43 protein-coding genes are annotated in these 23,302 nt (G+C 64.0%); 17 read left to right on the top strand and 26 right to left on the bottom strand.

Annotation, left to right across the window (positions count from 1 at the left end; all coding sequences use genetic code 11):
- Nucleotides 1–28: 28 nt before the first annotated feature.
- The 15 genes from HMP06_RS02500 to HMP06_RS02430 form a co-directional block, all read right to left on the bottom strand.
- Nucleotides 29–670, bottom strand: coding sequence for a hypothetical protein (locus tag HMP06_RS02500; RefSeq protein WP_176495674.1), 642 nt, complete (start codon nt 668–670; stop codon nt 29–31).
- A gap of 43 nt (nt 671–713) precedes the next feature.
- Entirely contained in the window at nt 714–1,100 is a 387-nt protein-coding gene (locus HMP06_RS02495) for a hypothetical protein (protein ID WP_176495673.1), read from the bottom strand.
- A complete protein-coding gene (locus HMP06_RS02490) occupies nt 1,093–1,380 on the bottom strand; it encodes a hypothetical protein (protein WP_176495672.1) in 288 nt (95 codons plus the stop codon). The genes HMP06_RS02495 and HMP06_RS02490 overlap by 8 nt, the downstream gene beginning before the upstream one ends.
- Nucleotides 1,377–3,134: a helicase HerA domain-containing protein gene (locus HMP06_RS02485; protein ID WP_176495671.1), complete on the bottom strand. Its 1,758-nt coding sequence runs from the start codon at nt 3,132–3,134 to the stop codon at nt 1,377–1,379. Before HMP06_RS02485 ends, HMP06_RS02490 begins: the two co-directional genes overlap by 4 nt.
- Nucleotides 3,131–3,376, bottom strand: a complete 246-nt coding sequence (locus tag HMP06_RS02480; RefSeq protein WP_176495670.1) for a hypothetical protein — start codon at nt 3,374–3,376, stop codon at nt 3,131–3,133. The genes HMP06_RS02485 and HMP06_RS02480 overlap by 4 nt, the downstream gene beginning before the upstream one ends.
- Nucleotides 3,376–3,615 carry a hypothetical protein gene (locus tag HMP06_RS02475; protein WP_176495669.1) on the bottom strand — a complete coding sequence of 80 codons (240 nt, stop codon included), beginning with the start codon at nt 3,613–3,615 and terminating at the stop codon, nt 3,376–3,378. Before HMP06_RS02475 ends, HMP06_RS02480 begins: the two co-directional genes overlap by 1 nt.
- Nucleotides 3,612–4,535 carry a recombinase RecT gene (locus HMP06_RS02470; protein WP_176495668.1) on the bottom strand — a complete coding sequence of 308 codons (924 nt, stop codon included), beginning with the start codon at nt 4,533–4,535 and terminating at the stop codon, nt 3,612–3,614. The genes HMP06_RS02475 and HMP06_RS02470 overlap by 4 nt, the downstream gene beginning before the upstream one ends.
- A gap of 110 nt (nt 4,536–4,645) precedes the next feature.
- Complete coding sequence (locus tag HMP06_RS02465; protein ID WP_176495667.1) at nt 4,646–4,987, bottom strand: hypothetical protein; 342 nt, start codon at nt 4,985–4,987, stop codon at nt 4,646–4,648.
- A complete protein-coding gene (locus HMP06_RS02460; protein WP_176495666.1) occupies nt 4,987–5,964 on the bottom strand; it encodes a hypothetical protein in 978 nt (325 codons plus the stop codon). The genes HMP06_RS02465 and HMP06_RS02460 overlap by 1 nt, the downstream gene beginning before the upstream one ends.
- Nucleotides 5,965–5,994: 30 nt before the next feature.
- A complete protein-coding gene (locus HMP06_RS02455; protein ID WP_176495665.1) occupies nt 5,995–6,384 on the bottom strand; it encodes a hypothetical protein in 390 nt (129 codons plus the stop codon).
- The gene (locus HMP06_RS02450; protein ID WP_176495664.1) at nt 6,381–6,539 is read right to left on the bottom strand and encodes a hypothetical protein; all 159 of its coding nucleotides are present in this window, start codon (nt 6,537–6,539) and stop codon (nt 6,381–6,383) included. Before HMP06_RS02450 ends, HMP06_RS02455 begins: the two co-directional genes overlap by 4 nt.
- Nucleotides 6,539–6,781, bottom strand: a complete 243-nt coding sequence (locus HMP06_RS02445; protein WP_176495663.1) for a hypothetical protein — start codon at nt 6,779–6,781, stop codon at nt 6,539–6,541. The genes HMP06_RS02450 and HMP06_RS02445 overlap by 1 nt, the downstream gene beginning before the upstream one ends.
- A complete protein-coding gene (locus HMP06_RS02440; RefSeq protein ID WP_176495662.1) occupies nt 6,778–7,047 on the bottom strand; it encodes a hypothetical protein in 270 nt (89 codons plus the stop codon). Before HMP06_RS02440 ends, HMP06_RS02445 begins: the two co-directional genes overlap by 4 nt.
- Before the next feature lie 88 nt (nt 7,048–7,135).
- Entirely contained in the window at nt 7,136–7,357 is a 222-nt protein-coding gene (locus tag HMP06_RS02435) for a hypothetical protein (RefSeq protein WP_176495661.1), read from the bottom strand.
- A gap of 184 nt (nt 7,358–7,541) precedes the next feature.
- On the bottom strand, nt 7,542–8,030 hold the full coding sequence (locus HMP06_RS02430; RefSeq protein ID WP_176495660.1) for a hypothetical protein: 489 nt from the start codon (nt 8,028–8,030) through the stop codon (nt 7,542–7,544).
- 88 nt (nt 8,031–8,118) lie between these two features.
- Between HMP06_RS02430 and HMP06_RS02425 the strand changes: the two genes are divergently transcribed.
- The 14 genes from HMP06_RS02425 (at nt 8,119) to HMP06_RS02360 (ending at nt 14,156) form a co-directional block, all read left to right on the top strand.
- Nucleotides 8,119–8,286 (top strand): hypothetical protein, encoded by a 168-nt coding sequence (locus tag HMP06_RS02425; protein ID WP_176495659.1) that lies wholly within the window; start codon nt 8,119–8,121, stop codon nt 8,284–8,286.
- A gap of 121 nt (nt 8,287–8,407) precedes the next feature.
- Nucleotides 8,408–8,803: a hypothetical protein gene (locus HMP06_RS02420; protein WP_176495658.1), complete on the top strand. Its 396-nt coding sequence runs from the start codon at nt 8,408–8,410 to the stop codon at nt 8,801–8,803.
- A complete protein-coding gene (locus HMP06_RS02415; RefSeq protein ID WP_176495657.1) occupies nt 8,803–9,564 on the top strand; it encodes a hypothetical protein in 762 nt (253 codons plus the stop codon). The genes HMP06_RS02420 and HMP06_RS02415 overlap by 1 nt, the downstream gene beginning before the upstream one ends.
- Nucleotides 9,558–9,713, top strand: a complete 156-nt coding sequence (locus tag HMP06_RS02410) for a hypothetical protein (RefSeq protein ID WP_176495656.1) — start codon at nt 9,558–9,560, stop codon at nt 9,711–9,713. The genes HMP06_RS02415 and HMP06_RS02410 overlap by 7 nt, the downstream gene beginning before the upstream one ends.
- A gap of 38 nt (nt 9,714–9,751) precedes the next feature.
- Complete coding sequence (locus tag HMP06_RS02405; RefSeq protein WP_176495655.1) at nt 9,752–10,201, top strand: hypothetical protein; 450 nt, start codon at nt 9,752–9,754, stop codon at nt 10,199–10,201.
- 77 nt (nt 10,202–10,278) lie between these two features.
- Nucleotides 10,279–10,767 carry a hypothetical protein gene (locus HMP06_RS02400; protein WP_232089840.1) on the top strand — a complete coding sequence of 163 codons (489 nt, stop codon included), beginning with the start codon at nt 10,279–10,281 and terminating at the stop codon, nt 10,765–10,767.
- Nucleotides 10,768–10,801: 34 nt separating this feature from the next.
- Nucleotides 10,802–11,701, top strand: coding sequence for a DUF1376 domain-containing protein (locus HMP06_RS02395; protein WP_176495653.1), 900 nt, complete (start codon nt 10,802–10,804; stop codon nt 11,699–11,701).
- The gene (locus HMP06_RS02390; protein WP_176495652.1) at nt 11,619–12,218 is read left to right on the top strand and encodes a hypothetical protein; all 600 of its coding nucleotides are present in this window, start codon (nt 11,619–11,621) and stop codon (nt 12,216–12,218) included. The genes HMP06_RS02395 and HMP06_RS02390 overlap by 83 nt, the downstream gene beginning before the upstream one ends.
- Nucleotides 12,215–12,427 (top strand): hypothetical protein, encoded by a 213-nt coding sequence (locus tag HMP06_RS02385; protein ID WP_176495651.1) that lies wholly within the window; start codon nt 12,215–12,217, stop codon nt 12,425–12,427. The genes HMP06_RS02390 and HMP06_RS02385 overlap by 4 nt, the downstream gene beginning before the upstream one ends.
- A complete protein-coding gene (locus HMP06_RS02380) occupies nt 12,424–13,104 on the top strand; it encodes a hypothetical protein (protein WP_176495650.1) in 681 nt (226 codons plus the stop codon). The genes HMP06_RS02385 and HMP06_RS02380 overlap by 4 nt, the downstream gene beginning before the upstream one ends.
- A 24-nt stretch (nt 13,105–13,128) precedes the next feature.
- Nucleotides 13,129–13,341, top strand: coding sequence for a hypothetical protein (locus HMP06_RS02375; protein ID WP_176495649.1), 213 nt, complete (start codon nt 13,129–13,131; stop codon nt 13,339–13,341).
- Entirely contained in the window at nt 13,338–13,484 is a 147-nt protein-coding gene (locus HMP06_RS02370; protein ID WP_176495648.1) for a hypothetical protein, read from the top strand. Before HMP06_RS02375 ends, HMP06_RS02370 begins: the two co-directional genes overlap by 4 nt.
- On the top strand, nt 13,481–13,816 hold the full coding sequence (locus HMP06_RS02365; protein WP_176495647.1) for a YkgJ family cysteine cluster protein: 336 nt from the start codon (nt 13,481–13,483) through the stop codon (nt 13,814–13,816). Before HMP06_RS02370 ends, HMP06_RS02365 begins: the two co-directional genes overlap by 4 nt.
- Before the next feature lie 43 nt (nt 13,817–13,859).
- Nucleotides 13,860–14,156, top strand: coding sequence for a hypothetical protein (locus HMP06_RS02360; protein WP_176495646.1), 297 nt, complete (start codon nt 13,860–13,862; stop codon nt 14,154–14,156).
- Between the two features lie 128 nt (nt 14,157–14,284).
- Here HMP06_RS02360 and HMP06_RS02355 read toward each other — a convergent pair whose 3' ends face one another.
- The 11 genes from HMP06_RS02355 to HMP06_RS02305 form a co-directional block, all read right to left on the bottom strand.
- Nucleotides 14,285–14,593 (bottom strand): hypothetical protein, encoded by a 309-nt coding sequence (locus HMP06_RS02355; protein WP_176495645.1) that lies wholly within the window; start codon nt 14,591–14,593, stop codon nt 14,285–14,287.
- Entirely contained in the window at nt 14,590–16,122 is a 1,533-nt protein-coding gene (locus HMP06_RS02350) for a DUF4942 domain-containing protein (protein WP_176495644.1), read from the bottom strand. The genes HMP06_RS02355 and HMP06_RS02350 overlap by 4 nt, the downstream gene beginning before the upstream one ends.
- A gap of 117 nt (nt 16,123–16,239) precedes the next feature.
- Nucleotides 16,240–16,452 (bottom strand): hypothetical protein, encoded by a 213-nt coding sequence (locus tag HMP06_RS02345; protein WP_176495643.1) that lies wholly within the window; start codon nt 16,450–16,452, stop codon nt 16,240–16,242.
- Entirely contained in the window at nt 16,449–16,808 is a 360-nt protein-coding gene (locus tag HMP06_RS02340; RefSeq protein ID WP_176495642.1) for a hypothetical protein, read from the bottom strand. The genes HMP06_RS02345 and HMP06_RS02340 overlap by 4 nt, the downstream gene beginning before the upstream one ends.
- Nucleotides 16,805–17,161 (bottom strand): hypothetical protein, encoded by a 357-nt coding sequence (locus HMP06_RS02335; protein WP_176495641.1) that lies wholly within the window; start codon nt 17,159–17,161, stop codon nt 16,805–16,807. The genes HMP06_RS02340 and HMP06_RS02335 overlap by 4 nt, the downstream gene beginning before the upstream one ends.
- Nucleotides 17,158–17,295: a hypothetical protein gene (locus tag HMP06_RS02330; protein WP_176495640.1), complete on the bottom strand. Its 138-nt coding sequence runs from the start codon at nt 17,293–17,295 to the stop codon at nt 17,158–17,160. Before HMP06_RS02330 ends, HMP06_RS02335 begins: the two co-directional genes overlap by 4 nt.
- Nucleotides 17,292–17,525 (bottom strand): hypothetical protein, encoded by a 234-nt coding sequence (locus HMP06_RS02325; RefSeq protein WP_176495639.1) that lies wholly within the window; start codon nt 17,523–17,525, stop codon nt 17,292–17,294. The genes HMP06_RS02330 and HMP06_RS02325 overlap by 4 nt, the downstream gene beginning before the upstream one ends.
- A gap of 57 nt (nt 17,526–17,582) precedes the next feature.
- Nucleotides 17,583–17,990: a MucR family transcriptional regulator gene (locus tag HMP06_RS02320; RefSeq protein ID WP_176495638.1), complete on the bottom strand. Its 408-nt coding sequence runs from the start codon at nt 17,988–17,990 to the stop codon at nt 17,583–17,585.
- 35 nt (nt 17,991–18,025) lie between these two features.
- Entirely contained in the window at nt 18,026–18,196 is a 171-nt protein-coding gene (locus HMP06_RS02315; RefSeq protein WP_176495637.1) for a hypothetical protein, read from the bottom strand.
- A 66-nt stretch (nt 18,197–18,262) separates the two neighbouring features.
- Nucleotides 18,263–18,457: a hypothetical protein gene (locus HMP06_RS02310; RefSeq protein WP_176495636.1), complete on the bottom strand. Its 195-nt coding sequence runs from the start codon at nt 18,455–18,457 to the stop codon at nt 18,263–18,265.
- A gap of 103 nt (nt 18,458–18,560) precedes the next feature.
- Entirely contained in the window at nt 18,561–18,776 is a 216-nt protein-coding gene (locus tag HMP06_RS02305) for a hypothetical protein (RefSeq protein ID WP_176495635.1), read from the bottom strand.
- A 493-nt stretch (nt 18,777–19,269) separates the two neighbouring features.
- On the opposite strand from HMP06_RS02305, the gene HMP06_RS02300 reads away from it, so the two are divergent.
- The 3 genes from HMP06_RS02300 (at nt 19,270) to HMP06_RS02290 (ending at nt 23,289) form a co-directional block, all read left to right on the top strand.
- Nucleotides 19,270–19,707 (top strand): hypothetical protein, encoded by a 438-nt coding sequence (locus tag HMP06_RS02300; protein ID WP_176495634.1) that lies wholly within the window; start codon nt 19,270–19,272, stop codon nt 19,705–19,707.
- Between the two features lie 110 nt (nt 19,708–19,817).
- Nucleotides 19,818–21,056, top strand: a complete 1,239-nt coding sequence (gene terL, locus HMP06_RS02295) for a phage terminase large subunit (RefSeq protein WP_176495633.1) — start codon at nt 19,818–19,820, stop codon at nt 21,054–21,056.
- Nucleotides 21,057–21,066: 10 nt separating this feature from the next.
- Nucleotides 21,067–23,289 carry a phage portal protein gene (locus tag HMP06_RS02290; RefSeq protein WP_176495632.1) on the top strand — a complete coding sequence of 741 codons (2,223 nt, stop codon included), beginning with the start codon at nt 21,067–21,069 and terminating at the stop codon, nt 23,287–23,289.
- Nucleotides 23,290–23,302 lie beyond the last annotated feature (13 nt).

Below are 23,302 nucleotides of genomic sequence, written 5' to 3'. Positions count from 1 at the left end.
AAAACCGCATTTATGCGGCTTTTATTCGTCACAGTCCGGCTTGCGGGCGATGTGGCGGATGCTGATTGGAGCGCCGCCAGAACATTGCCTCATCGCCGCGCATCAGGGCGAGGTGCGCGATCACGTCATCGGTCGGACACATCACTCCCGCCCAGCTGTCAGCGTAATATGCGATCGGGTGCATACAAAGCGCGGCGAGGATGCGCCGGTGCGCGCCTGGCGCTCCGCCAGCTGCGAGCGCGACCGTCGGCTTGAGCTTGCGGAACACGTAGGTCACGCCGGATCGCGGTGACGTTTCGATAAACATGCCGGTCAACAGATATTGCTTCAAAGCGTGGTGTCGCAGCATCGTGCCGAGCAGCTGGACCGCCCGCCCCTCTTGCTCAAGACCCCACGCCGCCGAACAGCCGAGCGTCCGCAGGTCAAGATCGATATGGTGGGACGCGGGCAGTTTGCCGTGCTCGATCCGACCATCCTTCTCCATAATCAGGATGTCGCAACGGTGCCGCGCCGAATACCACTGGTTGCGAAGCCGCCAGCCGTCGTCCGCGTCCTCGGCCGACACTGGCACGTCGAACGCCGCTGCAAACGGATAGGACGGCTCGACGATCAGTCGCTCGCCGCCAAGCGGCATCGGGATGCCAGCCCACTCGGCCCGGTGACCCGCCACCTCGAACAGGCGCTCCCGAAGGTGGTGGAGCGGATCGAAGGCCCTAACCGCCCGCAGTCCGCGCGACGGCGACGGCGTTGGTCGAACTGGCGGGGATGCGTTGCGCTTTTGCTTGGCGACGTGGGCGCGCCGGGACTGGCGGTTTTTGCTCATGGCTCTTGGGTTCCTTGGTGGTAGGGGCACCGGCGACGATGTATTCGACGGTTTCTGCATCGAAATCGTGGGCGCGCTGATAGATCGGACCCTTCTCATTCCGACCGACCTCGATCAGCAGAACGAAGCCCCGACGGATCATGTCTTTGACGATCGCCGCTGACCGCGCGGTTTCGGCCGGGTCGGTATTGTCGAACACCAGCTTTGTGTCGCCGGCGCCGACGTTGAGGATTCCTACGGAACCGGTAACGGTGCCATGCCGTTGTGCGTCACCCATCAGATAATTCCTTTGCGGCATCAAAGGTCAGAATGGCGGCGTCGACGAACGTCTTGCGGAGCGCGCCTTGCGCAGGGTTGTTCATCGATGCCGCGATTTCAGTGGTCAGAACCGACAGCGCGCGAAGGCCAGTGGCGAGGACATCGCGCTTGAGGTTTGGCGCGGCACGGCTGGCGAGCGCGGCGCAGATCGCTTCCGCCGCCTCGATCGACGATCCTTGGGCGAAGTCTTTACCATCGCGCAGCACTTGCTTGCCGCAGCTGGTGAACGTCGGCGTCATGGCGCTTCGCCCGGTAACGGGCGGCACAGCGCCCAGCGATCGCCGATCAGCTCGGCCACACCGTTCCGCCGAAGCTGTGCGAGCCCGGTGTTCCAGCTGCCGCCGCGCGGTGCTGCACCAAGCCCCGCCGCAAGGTCGGCCACGGTTTGCGCACTGTGCTCGAGCGCGGCGATCATGCGCGGCGCGACGCCGGTAAGAACGGACTTCCACAGCCGGAGCGCGCTTTCCCGCGTCATGCCGATCGGATCGGGCTGGGCCGACCGGATGAACTCGCCATCGACGACGATTCGCCCGCTCGCCAGCAGCCATTTCCGGGCGGTGTTGAAGCTGCCGCCGGTGGCCGCGCGGCCCGTCATCTGGGCGACCTGCGGCCATGTCAGCTTCGCCGGGTTCACGCGGTCGAGAAGGTCGGCCATCTCGATTGCCGCCTTGGGAGCACCACCCCTTGCGGCGGTCGCGGGCACGGTTTTCCGGGGTTCCGCGACCTGCTTCGCGATCCGTTCGGCGGCTGCGCGCACCACCTCAACAGGCGTGGTCGAGAAGGCAGCGTCATCGGCACAGCCTGTCTTGGCGTCCAGATCGCCCGGCTTGATCCAGCCATTGGCGTCGAGATGGACTTCGGCACCGTGGACATGGACATCGATGTAGCCCCACATCTCACCGGCATCGCGCCATGCCTTTTCAAACAGGCGGGACGCGCTCACGATTTCGGCGAGCAGGTCCTCGGCTTGGAGCGCGCGCTGTTCGAAGGCGTCACGCTGGCCGGTCAATTCCTCAAGCTGGCGCTGGCCGACGGCTTGCTCGATCGTCCATTCGTCGTTGCGGGCACGAAGGATTGCCAGCTCGGCGGCTTCGCCCGACGCCAGCGCGATCGCTTTGCCGGGGTCGGCAACCTGATCGGGCACCGGCGCGACTGCGGCGGCCGCCATCGCGGCAAGGATCTCGCGCAACGCTTCCGGCGCGGGCGGCGTCGGGAGCTTGGCCTGGCCGGATTTGACCATCGTGGTGTGGACATCGGCCACCTTGAACAAGACCGGCTCGGCGGCGATCGCCGGGCCAAATCCCCAGAATTCGCGCTTTTCCATGCGCAGCTTCAACCGACCCTCGGCTGGCGTGAACCCCAGCTGGTCGGCGATGACGTTGCGGTCGAGCGTCTGACCGACCCGGCCCAGCATCCAGTTCAAGAGGTCGCCGCGCACGTCGGCGCTGACCTTGGTCATGCGCTGGCTCGCGATGACGGCGGTAAAGCCACGCTTGCGGCCGCGACCGGTCAGCGCCTTGACGCCCTTCGATCCAAGCGTCGAGCCTTCGGACGGCGCGAAGTGGTGAGCTTCGTCGACCACCACCAAGCACGGCCCCCACAGATCGCGCGGTGCCGAAATCATGGCGTTAAGGAACCGCCCGACGAACTCGGGTGCATCCTCGCCCAGATCGTTCAGCTGCACGATCAGCGAATATTTGTGGGTCAGCGCGTCGAGCGCCAGCTTCTCCGGGTTGTTCATCGTGGCCGGGATATCGGCCCCGTCGCCCCCGGCGATGACGTAATCGAAGCGCTCTCGAAGCGTGTAAAAATCATCCTCGATGTCCAGCACGATATGCTGAATCTTGCCGTGGGTTTCCTCGAGCAAGCGGCGGACAAGCCCAGACTTGCCGCCGCCGCTGTTCGCGATGATGCCGATGTGCGAGCCGACCACCTCGTCCATATCGATGGTGATCGGAGTGCCGTCGTCGGTAGCACCGATGATGGCGGTCACGTCGACGAACACTCCGCGACCGCCCGCTCAATCGGACCAAACGCATCGAACAGCGGTAGCAGGACGTCGCGATTGTCGATGATCTTGCGCGCCAGCCCCGGCGTCATGCTTTCGCTGCCACCGTTGCCGATCCGGCCAAGAGCCTTCTCGACTTCCACGGTGAGCGCCGCTTCTTTGCTGGAATGAAGCGTTCCCGCGCTGTCGCGCCATGCCTCGACCGCCACGATTTGAAGTGGTGCCATTATGCTGTCCCTTCGGTTGAGCTGTCGATATGCTTCACCCGCGCCACCTCCCGGATCACCAGAAAGGTGGTGCCGGGAAAGTGTGCGCTAAGTTTGCGGGCCTCGGTTATTGCCTCGGTTTGAGTGCCGTGCCGCTGGTCCGGAATGGTGGCACCGTCGAGCCGCATCGAAACGGTGCGGCCCGCCAGCGGCAAGACCCGGAAATCCCCCGGGAAGGATTTGACATCGGCGACCATCACGCCGCTTGCCGCTTATAGCGGACCTTGCCCGCTGCGATTTCGTCGTCCAGGGCGAGCGCCACGTCCTCATCAACACCGTCGCGGCATCGCGCGAAATCGCTCTCCACGCCCAGCACATCGCCGATCATCTTCGCCGCGTTCAGGCGGTTGTAGAAGTCGTTGATAACGTCGTCGGGCACCGCATCGACCTCACCCCGCTGCATCGCGGCCAGCCGTTCCCTGTCGAGCGCGCGCTCGCTCTCCTCGGTTGCCGGGACATCGATGTGCGCGGCGGGCTTTTCGACCTCGCCCGTTGCTGGATCAAACGGTTCTTCGGGCAGGTCGGGCAGTTGACCGCGGCGCGGCATCGGCGTGACGTTGCGCGCGCGCTCCGGCTCGATGTCCAGTTCGTCCGGCGTATAGACGCCGAGCAACACCTCCGGGCAGTAGAGGCGTGCCCAAGCCCGCGTCAGGAGATAGGCGTGCTGCTGTTCCGGATCGGTTTTCCAGAGCGGCGAATTGCGGGTCGTGACGCGCGCGATCGATTGCGTCCGCACCTTCAAATCATCGGGGTCGGCGCGCAGATAGCCGCTCACCGTCGTCCGCAGCTTCTCGCCCTCACCTTCCCACTGGATCCGGAGCCGCCCGGATAGCGCGTTGCTGCTGTTGACGACGGCATTGACCAGCTGCGCCTCGAACGCCGGCGGCGCGCCGTCCTTCACAAAATAGGTTTTCAGGGCGACTGCGAACGGGTCCATTCCCCACCGCATCGAAATCATCAAGACCGCCATGCAGTCCCCTTCCTTCCCGCGAAGGTGGGCGGGGACAAAGTTGCTGTTCGCCATCATCTTGGCGAATTGCATCGCCTCGGTCATGTTCTGCGGCAGGAAGGTGGTGCGCAGCGCCGAGGTGGTGACATCTTGCGCCTCGATCAACGCCATCGAGCGGCGTTCCTCGCGGACGATTTCGCGGTCCTTCGCGCGCTCGAGTTCTTCAAAGGACGGCGCTTGTGCTGCTTCGGTAGTCATATCAGTTCTCCATTATGGCAGGGTCAGAAAGGGATCTGGTCGCGTTTCGGATCAAGCAGGGTCAGGATCGTGTCGACGAGGAAGAATGCGCGCTGGGCCAAGGCGGCGGTGTCGATACGGTGTTGCGCTTCCCGCTCGGCCGCGCGCACCGCCTCGCGCGCTCCCTCGGTTTCCGCGCCATGAAGCGCCAACTCCTGATCGATCAACAGCTGGACCGCTTTGCGTCGAACGCCGGTCAGCCGGTAGGAAAGCGCGTAAAGGCCGCGCAGCTGGAATATCTGGAACGCGCGTTGATGCGCGATCTTCTGCGCCGGAGAGCGCTTGTCCGGTTTGCCCGGCGTATATTTCCAGCCGCGCAGCGCCATCAGCCGCGCACCGCGGTGCCGGTGGTCGAATAGATCCGGCAGCCCTTGATCTCGCGTAGCTTGAGCCCGCCGCGCACCGAGGGTAGGATGATCTTGCGCAGCGCCTCGAGGATCGCCTCGTTCTTCAAGTAGAGGTCGGGCACCTGCCGGATATTCTCGATTTCAACATGCCACGTCACGACAGCCGACACCCTGGCGCCGAAATCGCCCTGCATCCGACTGACCGGGGCGGCGGTGTGCGTGAACACCGGAGCAGCGGCGATGATCGGCGCGGCCTCGACCTCGATCACCTCGGCGGTAACCTCGACCACAGCCGCCTCGACCACCACAGCCTTGACCTCGCGGGCCTCGGCGGCGGCGGCGGCTTCCTCTTGGGCTTGGAGCGCCACGCGCTTCGCCTCGGCCTCCGCATCGGCGATCGCTTGCAGCCGGACGCGCTCCGCCTCGACGCGGGCGTCCTCGATATCCTGCAACCGCTTCCGCTCAGCTTCGACCTTGGCGAGCGCGGCGGCGTTGGCCTCGTCGATCACCTTCTGCCGCGCGGCCTGTGCCTGGCGCTCAATCTCTGCGACGCGCGCCGCTTCGATCCGGGCCTTTTCGATCTTGTCCGCGACATAGGTATCGAGCAGCCGCTTGACCTTGATCCCGGCGTTCGTGGCATCGAGCGCGAGCGCATCGGCCCGCGCCTTTAGCGCGCGCTGCGTTGTCAGCAGCGGGCGGTTGAGGGCTTCGCGCTCGCCCTCGATCGCTTTCGCGGCCACGACGGTCATCCGGTAGAAGTCACCCATCTTGCCCGCATCGTCGTCGTTCTTGCAGGGTCCAGCCACGTCGGCGCGCAGCTTCATCGCAGCGATCCGCTCGATCAGCCCTTCGTGGTTGAGGTTCAGCGCCTCGTCGAAGGCGAGCAGCGTGCGATCTTCCAGGGGCGGCTCATTTGCGCCGATTCCGATGCGATCGTTGGGGTCGTTCAAAGCCATGTCATCGTTCCTTTGTGGTAGGTTGCGCCGTCACCATTCCGGCAAGACTTCGGTGAGCAGGTCGATCCTGCGTTTGGGATTGGCGAGCGCGCTGTTCGGCGCGTTTTGCTTTGCCCATGCCTCGACCGCGATCAGGTGCGCGGCCTCGGATTCTGTAATTTGGTCCTCGGCGCAGCGCGGCCACACCCGCTCCAGATCCACCGGCCGACCGTTCTCGGTCGCTTGCCAACGGTGGGACCGGTCGAGTTCCTCGCCGGTGTCAGGGTCGGTCGGCGCGCCGAACCAAACGCGGACGCCGACAAAGACGCCGCCGCTGCGCATCTTCATGCGGTAATGGCCGACGATCGGGACGTCGGGATTAAACCCGGCGACCGGCGCGGCCTCGCGGCGGACGGTGTAATCGAGATAGGCGCGGGTCATCGCAGCAGCGCCCGCAACCGCGCGAGCACCGGGTCGGTGCCGTGCTCGCGCAGGTCGCGCAGCGCCGCGCGCTCGCGCTCGCTGCACCGGGTATCGGAGGCGAGGAACTGGATCGCGCCGCGCACCTGATCCGGGGTAGAAATCGGCGCGCCCATCACAACAGGAAGCCCGCGCGGCTGGGACGCGGCAACCCGCGCCAGTCATGCTCCGCGTCAAACGCGTCCAGCGCCGGGCGCCAGAGCGGCACCAGCTTCCAGTCACCGCCATAGTCGTCGGCGTGGAGATAACTGATCTGACCGGCGATCGACTTCCAGCACTCGGCTAACTTTTCGTCGGTCAGAGCAGTGGGATCGGAGGCAAGCGCCTTGGCATCCTTGGGATACAGATGGTCGCTCACGATGCCCGCCCCTGCTGAAACGCGACCGCCTCGCGGTACGTCATCGCGTTCCAAGCCGCCTCGAACTCGGCATCGGCGCGCTGGCGCTCGGCCATCCCGGCGAGAAGCCGGGTTATTTCCGCCTCATGCTGATCGGCGCGCGTCCGGTGGTACGCGATCAGATCGTTGATCGCCGCCAACCACTTCTCGTTCGCGAGCCGTGCGCCGACCTCGGTTTCGAGAAACCGGAGGCCGCGCCCGCTGATGTTGCCGTCATGGTCCGACATTAGAAACGGACCCCGACCAGGAGGGCGATCAGGATGACCGTGGCGATTCCGGCGTAGAACGCGGTGACCTGCGTCATGGTGCGGCGGGTCACTGGCCGCTTCCGATCCAGGCATCGCGCGCTGCGATCGCATCGGCCTCGGTCGCGAAGCTGGCCGGGACGCCGCGCGCGATCGTCCCGTGCCGGGCGCCGTACCGACGGAGCAACCACGGCATCCGCGAATTGCAGATGTTGAACTCGATCGTCGCTGTGGGGGTGGCCGGATCAGCACCCGTCTGGCGGGCTGTTCCTGCGGTAGCTGTGGTAGGCATTCCTCGTCTCCCCAGCCCAAATTCCTTGGGCCGTGGGAATGGTATGACGCATTAGTGAGACTATGTAAACAACATTTATGAGGCGTTTTGGCGCTTTTTTTACTTTCCTACACGCGGTCGCGGTCCTACTTTAGTCGAAGGGGAAAACAAAAAATGTCAGCTGGTCGGTTGTTTAGTTTCTTTCTTACGTCTCGCCTAGAGGCCGCCGCGAGCGAATTGCGACTCGCGCTAGAGCACCCGACAAGCGAGGATCATTTATCGCATCAGGTTCAGCTTCGAGATGTAGAAGCGTGTCTCGCAAGGCTTCGGCAAACAGACGGTTCGTTGCGGCCGGAACCGGTTGATTTCCAAGGATTGCATGATGCAATTCCGCTACAATTTTCTCTAGCGACTCGACACTAGGAACGACCGAGATTGCGGGGCGCGCGGCCAGACCCGGCAGCGCCTCGCCGAGACATTCTGCCAGCTTCATCAATGTCGTAGTGGACGTGACGTGGGGGAAATCCACCCGCATCGCGCGCGTTACCGTATCTCGCCCGAGCTGGGCGCGTTCAGCCCAAGCGGTGGGCCTTATCCCCCGCCGTTCGATGACTTCCTGCATCCAGGCTACGATCTCTTTTTGTCTGTTTTGCATGGCCGCAAGAGTACCCGCTGCCGAATAAATTTGCGTCACCTCACAAACTCCGGTTGCGCAGCCTCATTTATGAGGATTATAGAGCGGTATGGAAAACGTATTAGACCCAACATGGCTTGCCTCCACGATGACCGCTGCGGACATACGCACCAGTCATCTCGTCAAAGCCAGCGGCATCAGCAAAGCACAGATTGAGCGGATCAGGGCGGGATCACCGACCCGAACCGACACGCTGCGCAAACTGATCGCTGGTATCGACGCGCTGAAAGCAAAGCCGCTCGAGGCGTCGGAGTGATCCGCGCTCGTCTCTTCAATCCTGGGTGCAGCCTCGTTCATAGTCCGGGATCATAATGATGTCGGGGGGGCAGTCAGCATCTGAAAGTGCGATTATCGGTCCCAATAGGGTCGCAGATACCATGCGCGCTATGTTTGCCGGTGCGACCGCATCGGGCTGGACACTTCACAGCATCTCGGTTGCATCCGGCGTTTCGTGCAGCACGATCAAGGGCTGGCTGCTTGAGGGCAAGGAACCAACCCTCTCGCGCGCGCTTTCGGTCGCGCTCGTGATCGGGCGCCGCGCCATAAACAGCATCAACGCGCTGGCCGGGTACGGTGGAGCAACGCCATTCGAGGAAACCGCAGGGCCGGATTTCGTTACGATGATCCCCGGCTGCCTTGAGGATTTAAGCATCATCGCCGCAGCCACAGCGCGCGGTGGGCTGGACCATACCGGCGAACCAGCGGCGCGCGCTGCAGCTGATCGCATCCTTGCCCGACTCCTTCCGATATCGAGCGCGGGTCAAGCCGAATAATGGCGCATCCCAAGATCATCCAGCAACGCTTGCTCGATTGGATCGCGGGCAACATGGGCGACAAGCAGCCGCTGCCGACCGATCTGCAAATAGCCGAGCGGTTCAACCTGCCCAGCCTCGAATCCGCGCGCGGGCTGCTGGCCGACCTAGCCGATGCTGGCAAGATCACGATCAAAGGTTTCGGCCCCAGCCGGGTCATCACGCTCGGCCACGCGAAAGCGGGCTTCGCCCCGGCCCGACCCGTTTCCCGGTCGGTATCCAAGCCACTCGAACCGATTGAAGATCGCGCTGACAAGATGCGTCGAATTCTGGGCGGGAACCGGCCCGCGCCAGCTGCCGCGGCTACCCCGGGCCCTCGTTTCTCGCCCGCCCCGGTGCGGCCAGAATGCAAGAACCCGGCACCGGCACCAGCGCCTGTCGTCGCCCCGCATCCGATCGTAGGCTTGGAAATGCCGCGGCCGCCGGTGACGGCGATCAAAGGGCCCCGGCACGTCAACGTGCTGTTGCCCGGTGAGGAATTCGCGAAGCTGGACGCATTGGCCGAGAAGGCAGACGTGATGCCCGGTCGGCTCGCGCGCGAGCAGATGATCTTGTGGCTCAACGAGACGCCGCCCGCCGCCGCGCCGCCGACGATCATTCCGGCATCGATCGCATCCGCCGCCATCCGCGACGGCTTCCCGGTGATCGAATTCGCGCGCCGCATGATGGTGCTCGGGCTGGCCGCTTACGCTTACGAAATGGTTGGAGAACCGCCGTGCTGAATATGCGCCTGTTCGACCCCTTCGCGCCCGCAGACGTCGCGGCCCTGCCGAAGAAGCTGCGCGATGCGGTCATCGCCGATCGCGCGGCAGTCGTGACCGAAGAACTCCGGCGCACCGCCGCGAGCATGAAGCGCCAGACGCGCATCTGACACACCCCCGCGCCGAGGCGCAATTTGGAGAGACGAGCATGGCTACAGCAGCACGAACCGACGATCAGGTCGAGGAATTGAAAACACCCGATTTCAAGGCGGCGGTCGCCCTCTACAAAACCGATATCCGTCCGGCGCAAGCCAAGGTCGGTGAGTTCGCCCAGGAACAGTCGACCGCGTACAAGCACATCAAGAAAGAGTTTGGCATCCAGCCACAGGCGGCAAAGGCCGCGTTCGCGCTGTACGAAATGGAGGAATCCAAGCGCGACGATTATCTGCGCTGTCGCAATGGGCTTGAGGCCGAACTTGGTATCGCGGTCCGCGTCGATCTGGTCGACATGGCGCATGGCAAGGATGCCGTCATCCCAGCAGCCGCTGGCAAGCGCGCGCCGCCGAAGCTGGTGACGATCCCCAAGGGACCGCCCGGAGACACGGACTTGAACCCCGGCGGCGAAGTCGGCTCGCTCATCGACAAGCTGGCCGAATAACGATGCGCGTCGTCGGTCTCGATTTATCGAAAGCCTCGGCAGGGTTCGCTTGTTGGGGACCCGGCGACGCGCGCGTTGTGTCCGGCACTTGGGTGTTGGGCTCGAGCTTCACGTCGGCTGGGCGGACCTATGCGAAGCTGCACGAGAACCTTTCCGATCTCAACGCCCTCGGCGCGATCGATGCGATTTTTTACGAGGAACCGCTCGATCCGCGCTTTCTTTCGGGCAGCACGAACAAGGACACCGTAGCGGTGCTGTTCGGCCTCGCAGCTCACACCGAGTCCTGGGGTGACGCCATGGGGTGCCGCATCGTCCGAGCTGTCAATCAGGTCACGTGGCGACGCCACTTCCTCGGCCCAATAAAGCGGCCAAAGGACGATCGCGGCAAGTTGGTACGCGTCGATTGCAAGTTGCTCGCGATGGATCGTTGCCGCGCGCTCGGTTTCAAGCCCGTCAAACATGACGAAGCCGAATCAATCGGTGTGCTGGACTTCGGCTGCAATAGCCTTGGTATCCCGATGCCATGGCATGACAAAACGCCTCGCGCTGGGGGGTTGTTCGCATGAACGCGATCTCTCATCCGAACCATGGCAGAGTCGAATGACCTGCCTCCCCGCGCCCCTGACCCCGCCAGACTGCGATGTTCAGGACTTTTCCTACATGCCGCTGCACGTTGCGCGGCTGCGCGATAGCGATCTTGCGGCCGAGGAAACGCCGGAAGCGTGCTGGTATGCTGTGCTGCTTTGGGCGGCATCTTGGCATCAAATTCCAGCGGCCAGCCTTCCGGACAACGAAACCGTTTTATGCAAGCTGGTCGGCCTTGGGCGCGATCTGAAAACATTCCGCAAAAATAAAGCGGGCATGATGCGCGGCTATATCCTCTGTTCCGATGGCCGCTGGTATCATCCAGTAGTCGCCGAGCGCGCCAATATATCGTGGGAATCCAAGCTGCAACAGCGCTGGCGTACCGAGTGCGCGCGCGTGAAAAAGGCCAACCAGCGCAACGACACGTCGATCCCTGTCCCCGAATTTGACACGTTTGTCCTCGAATACAGAAATGGTTTGTCCTCGGGGACTCTGCCGATTGTCCCTCGGGACATTGCATCCAAGGGAGAGGGAGAGGGAGAGGGAGAGGGAGATAAGAAAGAAGATTCAGGAGCTGGCGCTCCTGCCGCAATCGCGGCCGAAATCGCCCTCCCCGTCGATCCACCCAATCCCGAAAAGGTGATGTTCGACGCTGGCCTGACCCTGCTGTTCCAAGCCGGATACAGCGAAGCCCGCGCCCGGCCGGTCTTGGGCAAGTGGAAATCCCAACACGGAGCCGAGGCCGTCATCGTGGCCTTGGGCAAAGCGCAACGCGAAGGGGCGGTGGACCCGGTTGGTTTCATCAATGGATGTTTTAGAAATGGGGGAAGTAATGGATCAGGACCTGGCGCTGGTCGGCGCAACCGCTCTGCCGAAATTGATGACGCCTCTCGCCGCCTTGGCTTTGACGGATAGCGCCGACGGCACATGGAGCCGGGGCCACGCCATCGCAACGATCGATCGCGAAGGAATCGACGCCAAGCAGCTGCTGCTCCAGATCGAGCAGGAACTGCAACCGGTCCGCGACGACTGGCTGGACAAACGCCTCCGCCTTCTCTGGAAAAGCAGCACCCCAGCGAATAGCCTCGATGCGACGGCATGGCTGCACGAAACCCTGCGGCTGCTGCACGACCTGCCCGGTATCATTCTGGCCGAAGCAATCGACGCGGCAGTCCAGAACTCGCTCCGGGGCTTCATGCCGACCATCGGCGAAATCCGCGCCATTGCCATGCCCAAGGTCGAGGAACGCAAGCGCCAGGCCGCCCGGCTGCGTATCGTAATCTTCGGTGAACTCGGTCGGCCCCGATATTCATGGGAACGCGAGGAACGGGTCATCGCACCCGAGGATATTTGCACTCCCGCCCAAGCATCTGAAATCCTGCGGCGGTTCGGCATCCCGAGCATCCACGACGCGAAGCGCGCCGACGGATGACCGACGTCCACTCCCAGCTGGCGCACCTCGCGCCGCTCTGCCGCGAGCCGCAGCCGGGCGAAGGCTGGGCAATCGCGAAGGAGGCTTGGCACACCCACGGCATCGTCGTGCTTAACCTGGCCGAGGTCGACGCCCGGCACGGCTGGGTCGCCGCCCGCGCCGCCCGCAACCTCGCCGAGCAATGTTTCGGACCAAGGAACAAGAAATGACCGGTGCCGGGCGCAAGCCACGCAAGCTATATCAGGGGCCGGCCGCCCGCATGGCTGCCACGATCATCGCCGCCGAAAAGGCTGAGGCGCGTGATGCTCTGGCGAAAAAGTGGTCGTTCAAAAACGAGGGCACGCCCGAGACGCACGAGAAGTTCAACGCGCTGCCGCAGCGCCGGCGCGACTGGCCGCTGGCGCGTATGGTGCGCCTGGGCACGATTGATGCCGACGAACTGGCGTCCGCCCACGAAATCGCCTCGGTCGCCGAAATGATCGAGCGGCAGGTCGGTATCGGTTCCGCCAGTCTCGAAGCCCGCGTTGACCACAGCGCCAGCGCCCGCGATGCGCTCGTCGAATCGCTGGGCCGGGTCAGGATGGAGGTCGCCTATACCAGCTGGCGCGCGGCCATCATGGAACCGCGGCGCATGATTCTGGACATGCTGCTGACCAACGTCAGCTACGTCGATCTCGCCCGCATCAACGGGCTGCACTGGCGGACCGCGAAGAAGCGGTTGATCCACGCGCTTCGCATCTGGCCGTCGCACAAGATCGCGGCCCGCGTCGTCGACCGCGCGGAGGTAGAGGAAATCTATCGCCGGATCGGCGAAGGCATCCTGTTGCAGCCGAAGCCCAAGACCGAGGAACCGGCGGGATCGATCGCCGACGACACCGCACGATGAACCCTGCCACCAAGGAGAAATGAGATGGGAATCGGTATCTTGAAGGTCGACCTCGCGGTCCTGCCCGGGGTCGTGATGGCGATGCCGGCGGCTTGCACCATCGTCGGGTCTGCCGAGTGCGACACCGGCATTGCGCTCAAGGTTTCAGCGGATCGAATCCCCGACGGTGCCGAGTTGCGGATGGACATGCGCTACCACGGCCTGTCGTCGTCGGCCTGTGTGGTGATCGTAGAATGAACGATCCCCAATGGCTGGCCGAGTTCGAGCGCGGCTCCGACGCCTTCAACGCGGGTGCGGCCTATGACCGCCACGAAACCGAGGCGTGGCGGCAAGGTTACAGCGATGCCGTCGGAATCGCGCTGGACGAGGATCCGGCATGAACCGCGGTGGCCTCTGCGCTGTGTGCCTAGAGCCCGGCGCGTGCTGCAAGAAACTCACTCTATCCGGTGGCCCGCGCACCGCGCTTGGCGAGCATGTCGGCAGCACAATGTCGTTTGAGCGTGCCGAGCATATCGCGCTTGAGGTCGGCATTCCATTTCGCCCGAGCGAGCAGCGCGCGGACGGCACTTGGTTTTGGACCTGCAACCAGCTGACCAGCGAGGGCCTGTGCGGAATATACGAAAGCCGCCCCGAGCTCTGCCGTTTATTTGTACCCGGCGAAGGTCCGCTGTGCGTCCACTTCGTCCCCCACACCGAGAAGGTTTCAGTCTGAGTAGCGCCTAGCTATCTCTAAATGGAAAACCAGGAGAATTTCGATGGCTGACACGATGATCGAACGAATTGCTCGGCACCTCTGCAAGGCGGAGTTTTATGATCCAGACGACGTGGTCGGCACCGCGTCCGACGATGGCACCGACGATAATAATCCGGCGCTCTACTGGATTGAGTGGAGTGCAGACGCGAAGGTGATTCTCCAACTCTTGCGCGAGCCGACCGAGGCGATGAAAACGGCCGGTGTCACCGCCCCACATTACTTGGAGGACCAAAGCTCGCGACGCGGCTGCGGCAACATCTATTCTGCCATGATCGACGCGGCGCTAACGGAAGTCTAATCCGTCGCGCCGCGTCGCCGAACGTCCGCGCATCGTCCGCAGCGCCGCGGAATTAGAGTGTCGCCGCGCAGATGATCCGGGCGGCGATGTCGCCGACGCCCCCATCCCATCGACTGAACCATGGGCGTTCATTCGCGCGCGTGCTCGCGCCCCGCGCCGATCAGCCCGCCCTGCCCCTCCCAATCGAGCCGCTTCGACTTGCTGCCGTGGCACTGGCTCGGGCAGTCGTTGTAGAAGAACCGGGCCAGCCGCCGGAGATCGTCCAACCCGATCCCCTCCCCCGCATGACAGACTGCACCGAGCAGGTCGTTGTCGATGATCGAGCAGAGGAACGCGCCTGGGCGGATGCCGTCCTCGATGTAGCGGAGTAGCCCGCCGTGGAGGTGGGTCGGCAGGGCTGCGAGGCCCAGCCGTGCTTCGTCCAGCTGGGCGTTCACGACGCCTTCCGCTTCGTGACGGTTAGCACCACCGTATTGACGTTGGTCCCGGCATGGAGGAACGATCCTTCGGGCAAGTCGCGCCATTCTCGGCCATAGTAGCGATCGCGCTCCGCCGCGATCAGATCGTGCAGCGCCTTGTGCCGGGCATCGGTCCCGAACTCGGCCCGCGCCGACATCACCGCGACCAGCTTGCCGCCGGGTTTCAGGAAGCCGAAGGCGTGGCGGACATGATCGCAGTCGCGGCCTCTATCGAACGGCGGATTCATCAGGATCACGTCGAACAGATCGTCGGCGTCCGGCTTCATCTCGAGGAAGTCGGCGGTGCGGACATCGCTGAACCAATGCACCACCCGCAGTTCGTGCGCGAGGCCGGGCTGGATCTCGATGCAGGTGACGTCGGCACCCTTCTCGAGTGCGGCCTTGACGAACATGCCGGTCCCTGCCGACGGTTCCAGCACCCGCATCCCCGGCTTGAGATAGACGTCGTTCATCGCGAACTCGACCACCGCCTCGCTGGAATTGAAGGCCCCGAAATTCTTGGCGGGCGTGGCGTGGTACAGCGGCCCCGCCTCGTAAGACGGACCTTCACCGACATCGCCCTCGACGGGGTTGTAGTATTCGAGCAGCAACTTGTTGACCTGGGCGAGCAGGTCCTTTCGCTCGAACCAGAGGTGTAGGTTGCCGTTCTGGAACACGCGGACCCGGAAATAGTCGCCCTGCACCAGCGATGGCAGTCCGCCAGCGCGCTTTGCTGCCTCTACCTCGGCGACGATGCCGCCCTTGCCGCCCATCGCGATCGTGCCGGCGCCGTCCAGTTCTCGGAAGATGCGCTCGACATCGTGCAGGGTGTCGCGCCGGTTGCAATCGGACCAGCCGCCCCAGCTGTCGGCGTTCATGGCGCGCTCGATAATCAGGCGGTTGCCGATCGCGAAGGCGTCGTGGCTGCGGAAGCGACGATCCATCTTCATGAACACGTTGGCGATGCCGCGCAGGTACATTTCGCGGCGGCTGCCCCAGATCGTCGTGAAGGTCGCTTTGCAATTCTCGACGCTGAACTCCGGCGGCTCGGTCTTGAGGCTGGCTTGAAACTCCTCGCGCGCCTGTCGATCGAGCAGTTGGTCGAAACCCAGCTTGACCATCATGTGATCCCAGCAGCGACGATCGACCTCGGTCGTGATCGCCTTGAGCAGGTCGGCGCGGGCGTTGGACTTGATGCGCCGATTGACGCCGCGGTCATATCGCTCCGTCTCGCCCGTCGCCAGGAACAGCCGCGTGACGTTGATCCCGCTATAGCGGTCATCGCTCGGAGCGGACATGCCGATCCTGCCGCCAATCGAGGCTGCGGCCGCCGCGTCCATATTGCGGTGGAAGGTGTCGTAGGAGTCGAGCCAGAGCTCGATTGCGCGGGTCCGACCGGCCACCATGTCACCGAGGTTCGGCGGAAGCGCGAGGCCCTGCCCGGTTGGCGCGTCGGAGGTGGAATCGTCCTGGGTGGCGGCAACGATGCCGCTGTCTTGGTAAGTCATCGGGGTAGTCTCCTGTGGTAGGGATTTCAGTCTGGCACACCGGCGAACCGGGTAAAGCTGGATCGTCAAAAATTCGCAGTTTTCTGAGGTTTTTACCGTCGAACAGTCGCGTCGGCGTCACGGCAAAACGTCCTTCGTATGCACATTGGCAAGCCATGTCGGGCCGTGCGAATTGCGAAGGCCCTGCAACGACGCTCCCATCTCGGGATCGATGCCATACGGACCCGCCGTCTCCCACAGCTTCGCCAGCCATCGCCGCCATGCCGGGCCCTCGTCCGCGTGACACGCGGCGACCGCTTCGCGCTGTTCGGCGGTAAGGGGCGCAGTCACATCACCACCCCGTCGAACTTCCGCGCTTCGGCAATTGCCGCCAGCTTGTCGGACAGCGACAGGGATGCGGACAGCGCGGGGTCCGCGCGCCAGAGCGACTTAAGCGCCTGAACCCGCGCTTCTGCGTCGGCAGGAAGGGTCGCCGGTCCAGCGTAATTCACGCCCTCGGTCCCGAACAGCGAGGCGAGTTCAGCAGGATCGGAACCGGCATAGGGACCATCGAGACAGGCGCGGCAGATGCCGTAGCCGCGATCCCGGTTCCAGTGCTGCGCCCATCGCCCTGCCCCGCCGCCGCAACAGCAACAGGTGAGGCTGCGGATGACGCCGACGCCGTGCGCCTCGGCTTCGGCGCTCATCGTCCCGCCTCCGCGAGCGCCGCGCGCCCAGCTGCGACAGCCGCCACCATGCGCAGCGCGCTGCGTCCGGCATCGGCGAACGGTCCGCACATATCCACGAACTCGGCCAGCGCGGCGACCATATGGGCGTTGGAGGCTTCAAGGATCGGCAGCTGGGCTAACCTGGTCGCGTTCTCAATGTTCACCGCGACAGGGTGAGGCATCGGATACATATCCGCGACGCACACGGCGCGGGCATCCGTCGCGGACACGCCGCCGTCATCCCACAGGCGGAAGCCGTATAGCTTAACACCGCTTGGCGGGCATCTACGATCAGCGGTGTATTGCTCGATGCGGAATGGCTGCACGCTCATCGCGCCGCCTCCGCCAGCATGGCGCGGGCGCGGCGGATAAGCCCGTCCATCGCCTGATCGTTGCCGGTGTCATCGGTGCTGGTCATTTCTTCGACAAGGGTCATGCGGCTGATCTGCTCGACGAACTGCATCATCGTGGCGCTGCCCGGCGTCGGGACCGGAATCGTTCCCCGTCCTCGAACGCCGCGACCTGCACCACCTCGCGGTCCGTCTCGTCGCCGACGGTCATCTCGTCGATCAGGATCATGTGCTCGTTGCCGCCATCTTCGACGCGGCGCTGCGCCGCCTGGGCGTCGGCGGCGGTGACCAGCCAATCCTCGCTGATCGTCGCGGTGGCGTGGCAGGTTACTAGGAATTTCGGCATGTCATGTTCCTTCGGTGGTAGGGTGGGGGCGCGCCGATCGCACCGGCGCGCCCAAGATCAAGCCTTGGCCTTGCGGCCCAGCCCGTTGTCGATCGCCAGCTGCCGCCGCCGCTCGCTGTAGCCCGGTGCCGTCATCGGATAGGACGCCGGCAATCCGAACAAGGCGCGGTAGCTTTCCGGCGTGTGGCCGTTGAGCGAGAGATGCCGCCGCAGCATCTGGTACGGCTTGCCGTCGATCAGGCTGGTGAGGGCAGCGCGCGTGATCGTTGCGCGGATTTCGCGCTGGGTCAGCTGCGGGACAGTCGGCTCGGCCGTGACCGGCGGCGCGGACAGGGCGAGCAGCGCGGCGTGCGTGCTCGCGATCAGCTTCGGGATATCGCTCGCGGCGACGGCTTGGCTGCCGCCGAACGCGGCGCAGACGATCTCCGTCGTGTAGCCGATCATTTCGAGGTCGTGGTCGTTCATGTCATTCTCCGATGTGGCAGGGGTGGCGCTGGCGCTCACGCGAGTTGGTGACGGTCGCCGTGCTTGTCGACGACGGTGGGATGCGGCGAACCGGCGACGATCTTCGCGCAGCCCGCGATCTTCACGTCCTCACCCGCCACGTTCTTGCCGGTGATCGTGATCCCCGCGCTCGACCGCTTCGCTTCCCAATTCTTGATGACGTTCATCGTGTTCTCCGTTCTGGCCTGATGCCATCGCCGTCCCGCGCACCGCACGCGCGGGACAGGGGGGCGTCAGAGTTGCTCGGCGGCGCGTGCTAAAGTCTCGCGGATGATGCCAGCGATCCACGCCTTGCCGTCCTCTCCAAGCTCGTACCATTCCGGCGCGGCATAAATGGCAATTACCGGCTCGCTATCGGCGACAGCTTCGGCAGTCGAAAAGAAAGCGCTGATTGGCTGCGCTCGGATTGTTGCTGCATCCTGGCTCATGTCGTTCGTCCTTGAGAATCGGCCCCCGATGCGCCAGAAGGCTCGGGTTCCTGTGGTAGGGAAACCTCGGCCCGGTTGAGTTCGCTCACCGGGCCGTTGTATTTCAGCAGCTGCCGAGCAATCGCGCCTCGAACAGACCTTCTGCCCGACTGCGCTCGCCCGCATAGATCGGGTCCTCGACGCTGCCGTTTGGCGAAACCCAATAGATCGCGTGCAAGCTGGAACTGACCTTCGTCATCGCAATGGTGTGGCCGTCGACGCTCTCGTCCATCTTGATAAGACTTTGCCCTCGGGGCAGCTTGACGCTTTGGGTGTGCATGGTGTTCTCCGTGGTAGGGTTGCCGTATCTGGCCTGACGACTTTATGAGATCGCTGACCGGATGCAAGAACAATAGGCGCATTAATGCGGTATTATACGGCTGGCAACCCGCAAAATACTGGCACGCGCTTTTATCTTGCTGCATTTGCCCATTTAGGAAGGGCTAAATCTCGGTCCTGCGCCGAAAAGGACTGCGCAGAGTTCCGGCATAATCGGCTGGATCGCGTCATTCGCGCCTGTTGAGCCACATTTATGCGGCGGATTTGCAAGTGCCACGAAAAACGCGCATATCCCGACCTTCGATTTCCGCCTTCGCAGCGGTCGATATCAGAACTAGCCGCTGTTCATGCGCCGGACGGCCTCGCGCGACGGGGCGTTTCCCAGCCGCGTCGGCAAGGGCCGGGGGGAAACCTCCGGCCCTTTTCATTTCCGCCCTGCCACCAAGGAAACTCCGTGACCGCCAAGGCGCTGCTTCGTGAATTGGAGGTCAAGGATGGCGCGAGCACCGAAAATTGATCGATCCGCGCCCGGCCTGCAACGACGGCCCGCGCTCAAGCTGAAAGAGGTCGAAGCCGCGCTTCGTGCATCGGCTGGCATCCGCTCCGTCGCGGCGGCGCGCTTGAAGGTCAATCCGAGTTCGATCACCCGGTTCATCGCGAAGCATCCCCAGCTCGAGGAAATCGAAGCCGAAATCGTCGATGGCATCGTCGACCTCGCCGTCGGCAAGCTCGTCGAACAGATCCGCAATGGCGAGTTCCCAGCGATCAAGTATTACCTCGACAACAAGGGGCAGGCCGCGGGCTTCGGCGTCCGCAAGTTGGCCTTCTCCGACGGTGACGGCAATGTCATGCTGCCCGGCGTGCTGGTCGCTCCGATTCGTGAACTCGATGCTGACCAATGGGCCGCTCGCCACAAGCCCCCCGAGGGTTGAGCGGTGGATCGCGACCCGGCCAAGGTCACAACGGCGGTCCACCCCTAGTAGAATTTGCACCGCAGCCGGGACCGCAGGCCGCGCTGCTGACGTGCCCCGTCGAGGACATCATGTTCGGCGGCGCGCGCGGCGGCGGCAAGACATACGGGATGCTGCTCGATTGGATGAAGCACGCGCTCGCGCACGGACGGTTCGCCAACGGCATCTTCTTTCGTCGGATCGGCGTCAGCCTCGAAGAAGTCATCCAAGAGGCTCACCGCATCCTTCCCCACTTCGGCGGGCGGTGGATGAAACAGGCCGGAACCTACGTGTTTACGTCGGGTCCGGCGAAGGGTGCCCGCCTCAAATTCCGGCATCTCTGGGACGTCAAAGCCGCAGACGGCTACCAAGGTCACGCCTACACATGGATCTGCTGCGAAGAGCTGACGCAATGGCCGATCAAGCTGCCGATCGACATGATCCGCGCAACGCTCCGCAGCGGCAATGGCGTCCCCTGCGTTTTCCGGTCGACCGCAAACCCCGGCGGTGCCGGGCACCATTGGGTGAAAGCGCTCTACGTCGAGCCGAACCGCGCCGGGTACGAGGTGATCGTCGATCCGGAAAGCGGCGAGCGGCGGGTCTTTATCCCGTCCACGCTCGAAAACAATCGGATACTGACAACCAGCGATCCGCGTTACGAGGCGCGGCTCCGCGCGCTCGGATCGCACAATCTGGTCAAAGCCTGGCGCTACGGCGACTGGGATATCGTCGAAGATGGCATGTTCAAGCGGCACTGGCTGCCGATCGTCGACGCCGTTCCGGCCGGGATGCGGATGGTGCGCAAGTGGGACCTCGCCGCGACGCTGGCAACAGGTTCGAACGATCCCGACTGGACCGCCGGCGTCAAGATGGGGCGCGGCTCCGACGGCATCTTCTACATCACCGATATTGTTCGGTTCCGGGGCACCGCGCTCGATGTCGAGCGCGCCGTTTACAACACCGCGACCGCCGACTCGAAAAAGGTAACGGTCGGTCTTTCGCAAGACCCGGGACAGGCCGGCAAGGCGCAAGTGCAAGCAATGATCCGGATGCTCGCGGGCTGGAACGTCAAATCCGCACCGGAGTCCGGCTCGAAGGAAGTCCGCGCCGCACCGTTCGCCGCACAGTGTGAGGCCGGAAACGTCCGGATGCTGCGCGGTGCATGGAACGAGCCGTTCTTTGCCGAGGCGGAAATCTTTCCGACAGGCCCGCACGACGATCAGATCGACGGCGCAGCTGGCGCTTTCGAACTGCTCGCCGACGGGTCCGGTCCACAAGCCTGGGTCGACCACATGGAAGCGCGCACCGCCGCGCTCCGCAACCCGACATAGGAATTTCTGAATGGCTATCGCTCCGGGCATCGTCACGCGCACGCTGGCGATGCTGCGCTATGCTCGCACCGGAGACACACCCGCAGAATGGTTCGGGCCGGGCAAGGCGCGTACCAACATGGCACCGCCGTCGGTGCAGGGCCGCGCCTTCGACTATCCGGTCTTTGCCAACATCAACTTCCAGCCCCGCCGCGTCGAGCCGGTCGGGTTCCCGAAGCTGAAACAGCTCGCGCAGAATTGCGAGCCGTTGAAGCTGGTCATGGGGCGGCAGACCGACCTCCTGAAAACACTGGAATGGTCGATCAAGGCGCGGGCCAAGACCGCGACCGGTTCGACCGACCCGGACATCATCAAGATCACGTCGTTCCTGGAACGGCCCGACCGCACCCACGATTGGTCGCAATGGATCGGTGCCGTCATCGATCAGGTGTTCGTGTACGACGCGCTGTCGATCTATGCGCGGCCCAAGGTCGGCGGCGAACTCTACGCGCTCGAGCTCGTCGATGGTGCCACGATCCAGCCGCTGATCGACGCCAACGGTCGGCCGCCGATGGCGCCGGACGAGGCGTACAAGCAAATCCTGAAAGGCGTCACCGCCGCCAGCTACACTCGCGACGAGCTGATCTATTACCCGGAAAATTACCGGGTCGATCACCTCTACGGGCAGAGCCGCGTCGAGAAGATCATCATCACCGCCGAAACGCAGATCATGCGGGCGAAGTCGCACCTCGGCTATTTCACGCACGGCAACGTCGGCGACGGCTATTTCACCGCGCCCGAGCTGTTCCAGCCCGATCAGATCGCAAGCCTCGAGCGCAACTGGAACGCGCAGATGTCGGGCGATATGGGGCAGCGCCTCGCCGATCGCCGCGAAGTGCCGTGGCTCCCTGCTGGCACAGAGTTTCACGCGACCAAGATCGACATCTTCCAGGAGCTGTTCGACGAATGGCTAATCCGGCTGATCTGCTTCGGCTTCGGTGTCTCGCCAAGCCCGTTCATCAAGACGACGGGCCTCGGCAACAGCAACGCCGACAGCGATAAGGAAGCTGCGGCAGAGGGCGGCATCTCGCAGCTGATGCAGTTCATCCAGCGCTTGATGAATCACATCGTCGCCGACAAGTTCAAACGGCCCGACCTCGAATTTAGCTGGGACGAGAACCGCGCAATCGACCCGCAGATTGCGGCGACGATCCAGGACATAAAGCTGCGCAACGGCGTCATCTCGCTCGACGAAGCGCGCGATCAGGACGGCAAGGAGGCGCTGCCCGACGGGCTGGGCGCGAAGCCTCTGATCTACACCGCGCAAGGTGCCGTGACCGTCGATTCGATCCTCAACCCACCGCCGCCGCCGCCGATGCCTGCCACGCTGCCGATCGATCCAGCCGCGGACACCGCTGCACCCAAAACCGAGAAGCCGGGCGATCTGACAACCGCCAAGCCGGACCTGCTCGCCAAGGCCGCTGCTGACACCGAGGCCAAGCTGGCGCGGACGGTCGCGACCTTCCTGAAAGCACGCGGCAGCGAAATCGCGGCCGAACTGGCCGACGCGCTTGGCATGGAGAAGGCGGCAGACGAGGGGCCGGACTCGCGCATCGACAAGGCGTTCGACGACATTGATTGGGATTGGGGCGCGCTCGGCACCGTGACGGAGCCGATCATCGCCCGCCTCGCCGTCGCTGCAGCAATCGAGGCGGCGGGCGAGGTCGGCCTGTTCGACAAGGCCACCCTCAACCGGGTGACCGCGCGGGCAACGGCATGGGCGCACGAACGGTCGGCCGAATTGGTCGGCATGAAGTGGATCGATGGCGAACTCGTCGCAAACCCCAAAGCCGAATGGTCGATCAGCGAGAATACCCGCAAGATGCTGCGGAGCTCGATCAGCAAAGCGATGGAGGACGGCCTCTCGAACGCGGAACTCGCCAAGGCGATCCGCGCCGACACCGCGTTCTCGGCCGACCGGGCTTCGATGATCGCACGAACCGAGACAGCGATCGCCGATGTCCAGGGCAGCCTCGCTGGATACCGCGCAAGCGGCTTGGTCGAGGGCAAGCAATGGCTCTCGTCGGATGATTGCTGCGATGACTGCGCCGCGCTCGATGGCACGATTGTCGGCCTCGACGAGGACTTTCCCGGCGGCAGCGACGCCCCTCTGCACCAAAATTGCCGGTGCGACATCTTGCCGGTCCTGCCCGAGGACATGCCGGACGTCGAAGTCGCCCCCGAAACCACATGATCCTCAAGGAGAC

Source organism: Sphingomonas sp. HMP6 (assembly GCF_013374095.1).
Classification (GTDB): domain Bacteria; phylum Pseudomonadota; class Alphaproteobacteria; order Sphingomonadales; family Sphingomonadaceae; genus Sphingomonas.
This window is presented reverse-complemented; position numbering and strand designations above follow the sequence as displayed.

Bases quoted from the DNA above. Each gene is read 5' to 3' on its own strand.
- HMP06_RS02495 (WP_176495673.1), bottom strand. From the start codon at position 1,100: ATGGGTGACGCACAACGGCATGGCACCGTTACCGGTTCCGTAGGAATC.
- HMP06_RS02490 (WP_176495672.1), bottom strand. From the start codon at position 1,380: ATGACGCCGACGTTCACCAGCTGCGGCAAGCAAGTGCTGCGCGATGGT.
- HMP06_RS02480 (WP_176495670.1), bottom strand. From the start codon at position 3,376: ATGGCACCACTTCAAATCGTGGCGGTCGAGGCATGGCGCGACAGCGCG.
- HMP06_RS02470 (WP_176495668.1), bottom strand. From the start codon at position 4,535: ATGGCGTTGATCGAGGCGCAAGATGTCACCACCTCGGCGCTGCGCACC.
- HMP06_RS02465 (WP_176495667.1), bottom strand. From the start codon at position 4,987: ATGGCGCTGCGCGGCTGGAAATATACGCCGGGCAAACCGGACAAGCGC.
- HMP06_RS02460 (WP_176495666.1), bottom strand. From the start codon at position 5,964: ATGGCTTTGAACGACCCCAACGATCGCATCGGAATCGGCGCAAATGAG.
- HMP06_RS02455 (WP_176495665.1), bottom strand. From the start codon at position 6,384: ATGACCCGCGCCTATCTCGATTACACCGTCCGCCGCGAGGCCGCGCCG.
- HMP06_RS02450 (WP_176495664.1), bottom strand. From the start codon at position 6,539: ATGGGCGCGCCGATTTCTACCCCGGATCAGGTGCGCGGCGCGATCCAG.
- HMP06_RS02440 (WP_176495662.1), bottom strand. From the start codon at position 7,047: ATGTCGGACCATGACGGCAACATCAGCGGGCGCGGCCTCCGGTTTCTC.
- HMP06_RS02435 (WP_176495661.1), bottom strand. From the start codon at position 7,357: ATGCCTACCACAGCTACCGCAGGAACAGCCCGCCAGACGGGTGCTGAT.
- HMP06_RS02425 (WP_176495659.1), top strand. From the start codon at position 8,119: ATGACCGCTGCGGACATACGCACCAGTCATCTCGTCAAAGCCAGCGGC.
- HMP06_RS02420 (WP_176495658.1), top strand. From the start codon at position 8,408: ATGCGCGCTATGTTTGCCGGTGCGACCGCATCGGGCTGGACACTTCAC.
- HMP06_RS02415 (WP_176495657.1), top strand. From the start codon at position 8,803: ATGGCGCATCCCAAGATCATCCAGCAACGCTTGCTCGATTGGATCGCG.
- HMP06_RS02405 (WP_176495655.1), top strand. From the start codon at position 9,752: ATGGCTACAGCAGCACGAACCGACGATCAGGTCGAGGAATTGAAAACA.
- HMP06_RS02395 (WP_176495653.1), top strand. From the start codon at position 10,802: ATGACCTGCCTCCCCGCGCCCCTGACCCCGCCAGACTGCGATGTTCAG.
- HMP06_RS02390 (WP_176495652.1), top strand. From the start codon at position 11,619: ATGGATCAGGACCTGGCGCTGGTCGGCGCAACCGCTCTGCCGAAATTG.
- HMP06_RS02385 (WP_176495651.1), top strand. From the start codon at position 12,215: ATGACCGACGTCCACTCCCAGCTGGCGCACCTCGCGCCGCTCTGCCGC.
- HMP06_RS02380 (WP_176495650.1), top strand. From the start codon at position 12,424: ATGACCGGTGCCGGGCGCAAGCCACGCAAGCTATATCAGGGGCCGGCC.
- HMP06_RS02375 (WP_176495649.1), top strand. From the start codon at position 13,129: ATGGGAATCGGTATCTTGAAGGTCGACCTCGCGGTCCTGCCCGGGGTC.
- HMP06_RS02370 (WP_176495648.1), top strand. From the start codon at position 13,338: ATGAACGATCCCCAATGGCTGGCCGAGTTCGAGCGCGGCTCCGACGCC.
- HMP06_RS02365 (WP_176495647.1), top strand. From the start codon at position 13,481: ATGAACCGCGGTGGCCTCTGCGCTGTGTGCCTAGAGCCCGGCGCGTGC.
- HMP06_RS02360 (WP_176495646.1), top strand. From the start codon at position 13,860: ATGGCTGACACGATGATCGAACGAATTGCTCGGCACCTCTGCAAGGCG.
- HMP06_RS02350 (WP_176495644.1), bottom strand. From the start codon at position 16,122: ATGACTTACCAAGACAGCGGCATCGTTGCCGCCACCCAGGACGATTCC.
- HMP06_RS02340 (WP_176495642.1), bottom strand. From the start codon at position 16,808: ATGAGCGCCGAAGCCGAGGCGCACGGCGTCGGCGTCATCCGCAGCCTC.
- HMP06_RS02335 (WP_176495641.1), bottom strand. From the start codon at position 17,161: ATGAGCGTGCAGCCATTCCGCATCGAGCAATACACCGCTGATCGTAGA.
- HMP06_RS02330 (WP_176495640.1), bottom strand. From the start codon at position 17,295: ATGATGCAGTTCGTCGAGCAGATCAGCCGCATGACCCTTGTCGAAGAA.
- HMP06_RS02325 (WP_176495639.1), bottom strand. From the start codon at position 17,525: ATGCCGAAATTCCTAGTAACCTGCCACGCCACCGCGACGATCAGCGAG.
- HMP06_RS02320 (WP_176495638.1), bottom strand. From the start codon at position 17,990: ATGAACGACCACGACCTCGAAATGATCGGCTACACGACGGAGATCGTC.
- HMP06_RS02315 (WP_176495637.1), bottom strand. From the start codon at position 18,196: ATGAACGTCATCAAGAATTGGGAAGCGAAGCGGTCGAGCGCGGGGATC.
- HMP06_RS02310 (WP_176495636.1), bottom strand. From the start codon at position 18,457: ATGAGCCAGGATGCAGCAACAATCCGAGCGCAGCCAATCAGCGCTTTC.
- HMP06_RS02305 (WP_176495635.1), bottom strand. From the start codon at position 18,776: ATGCACACCCAAAGCGTCAAGCTGCCCCGAGGGCAAAGTCTTATCAAG.
- HMP06_RS02300 (WP_176495634.1), top strand. From the start codon at position 19,270: ATGGCGCGAGCACCGAAAATTGATCGATCCGCGCCCGGCCTGCAACGA.
- terL (WP_176495633.1), top strand. From the start codon at position 19,818: ATGTTCGGCGGCGCGCGCGGCGGCGGCAAGACATACGGGATGCTGCTC.
- HMP06_RS02290 (WP_176495632.1), top strand. From the start codon at position 21,067: ATGGCTATCGCTCCGGGCATCGTCACGCGCACGCTGGCGATGCTGCGC.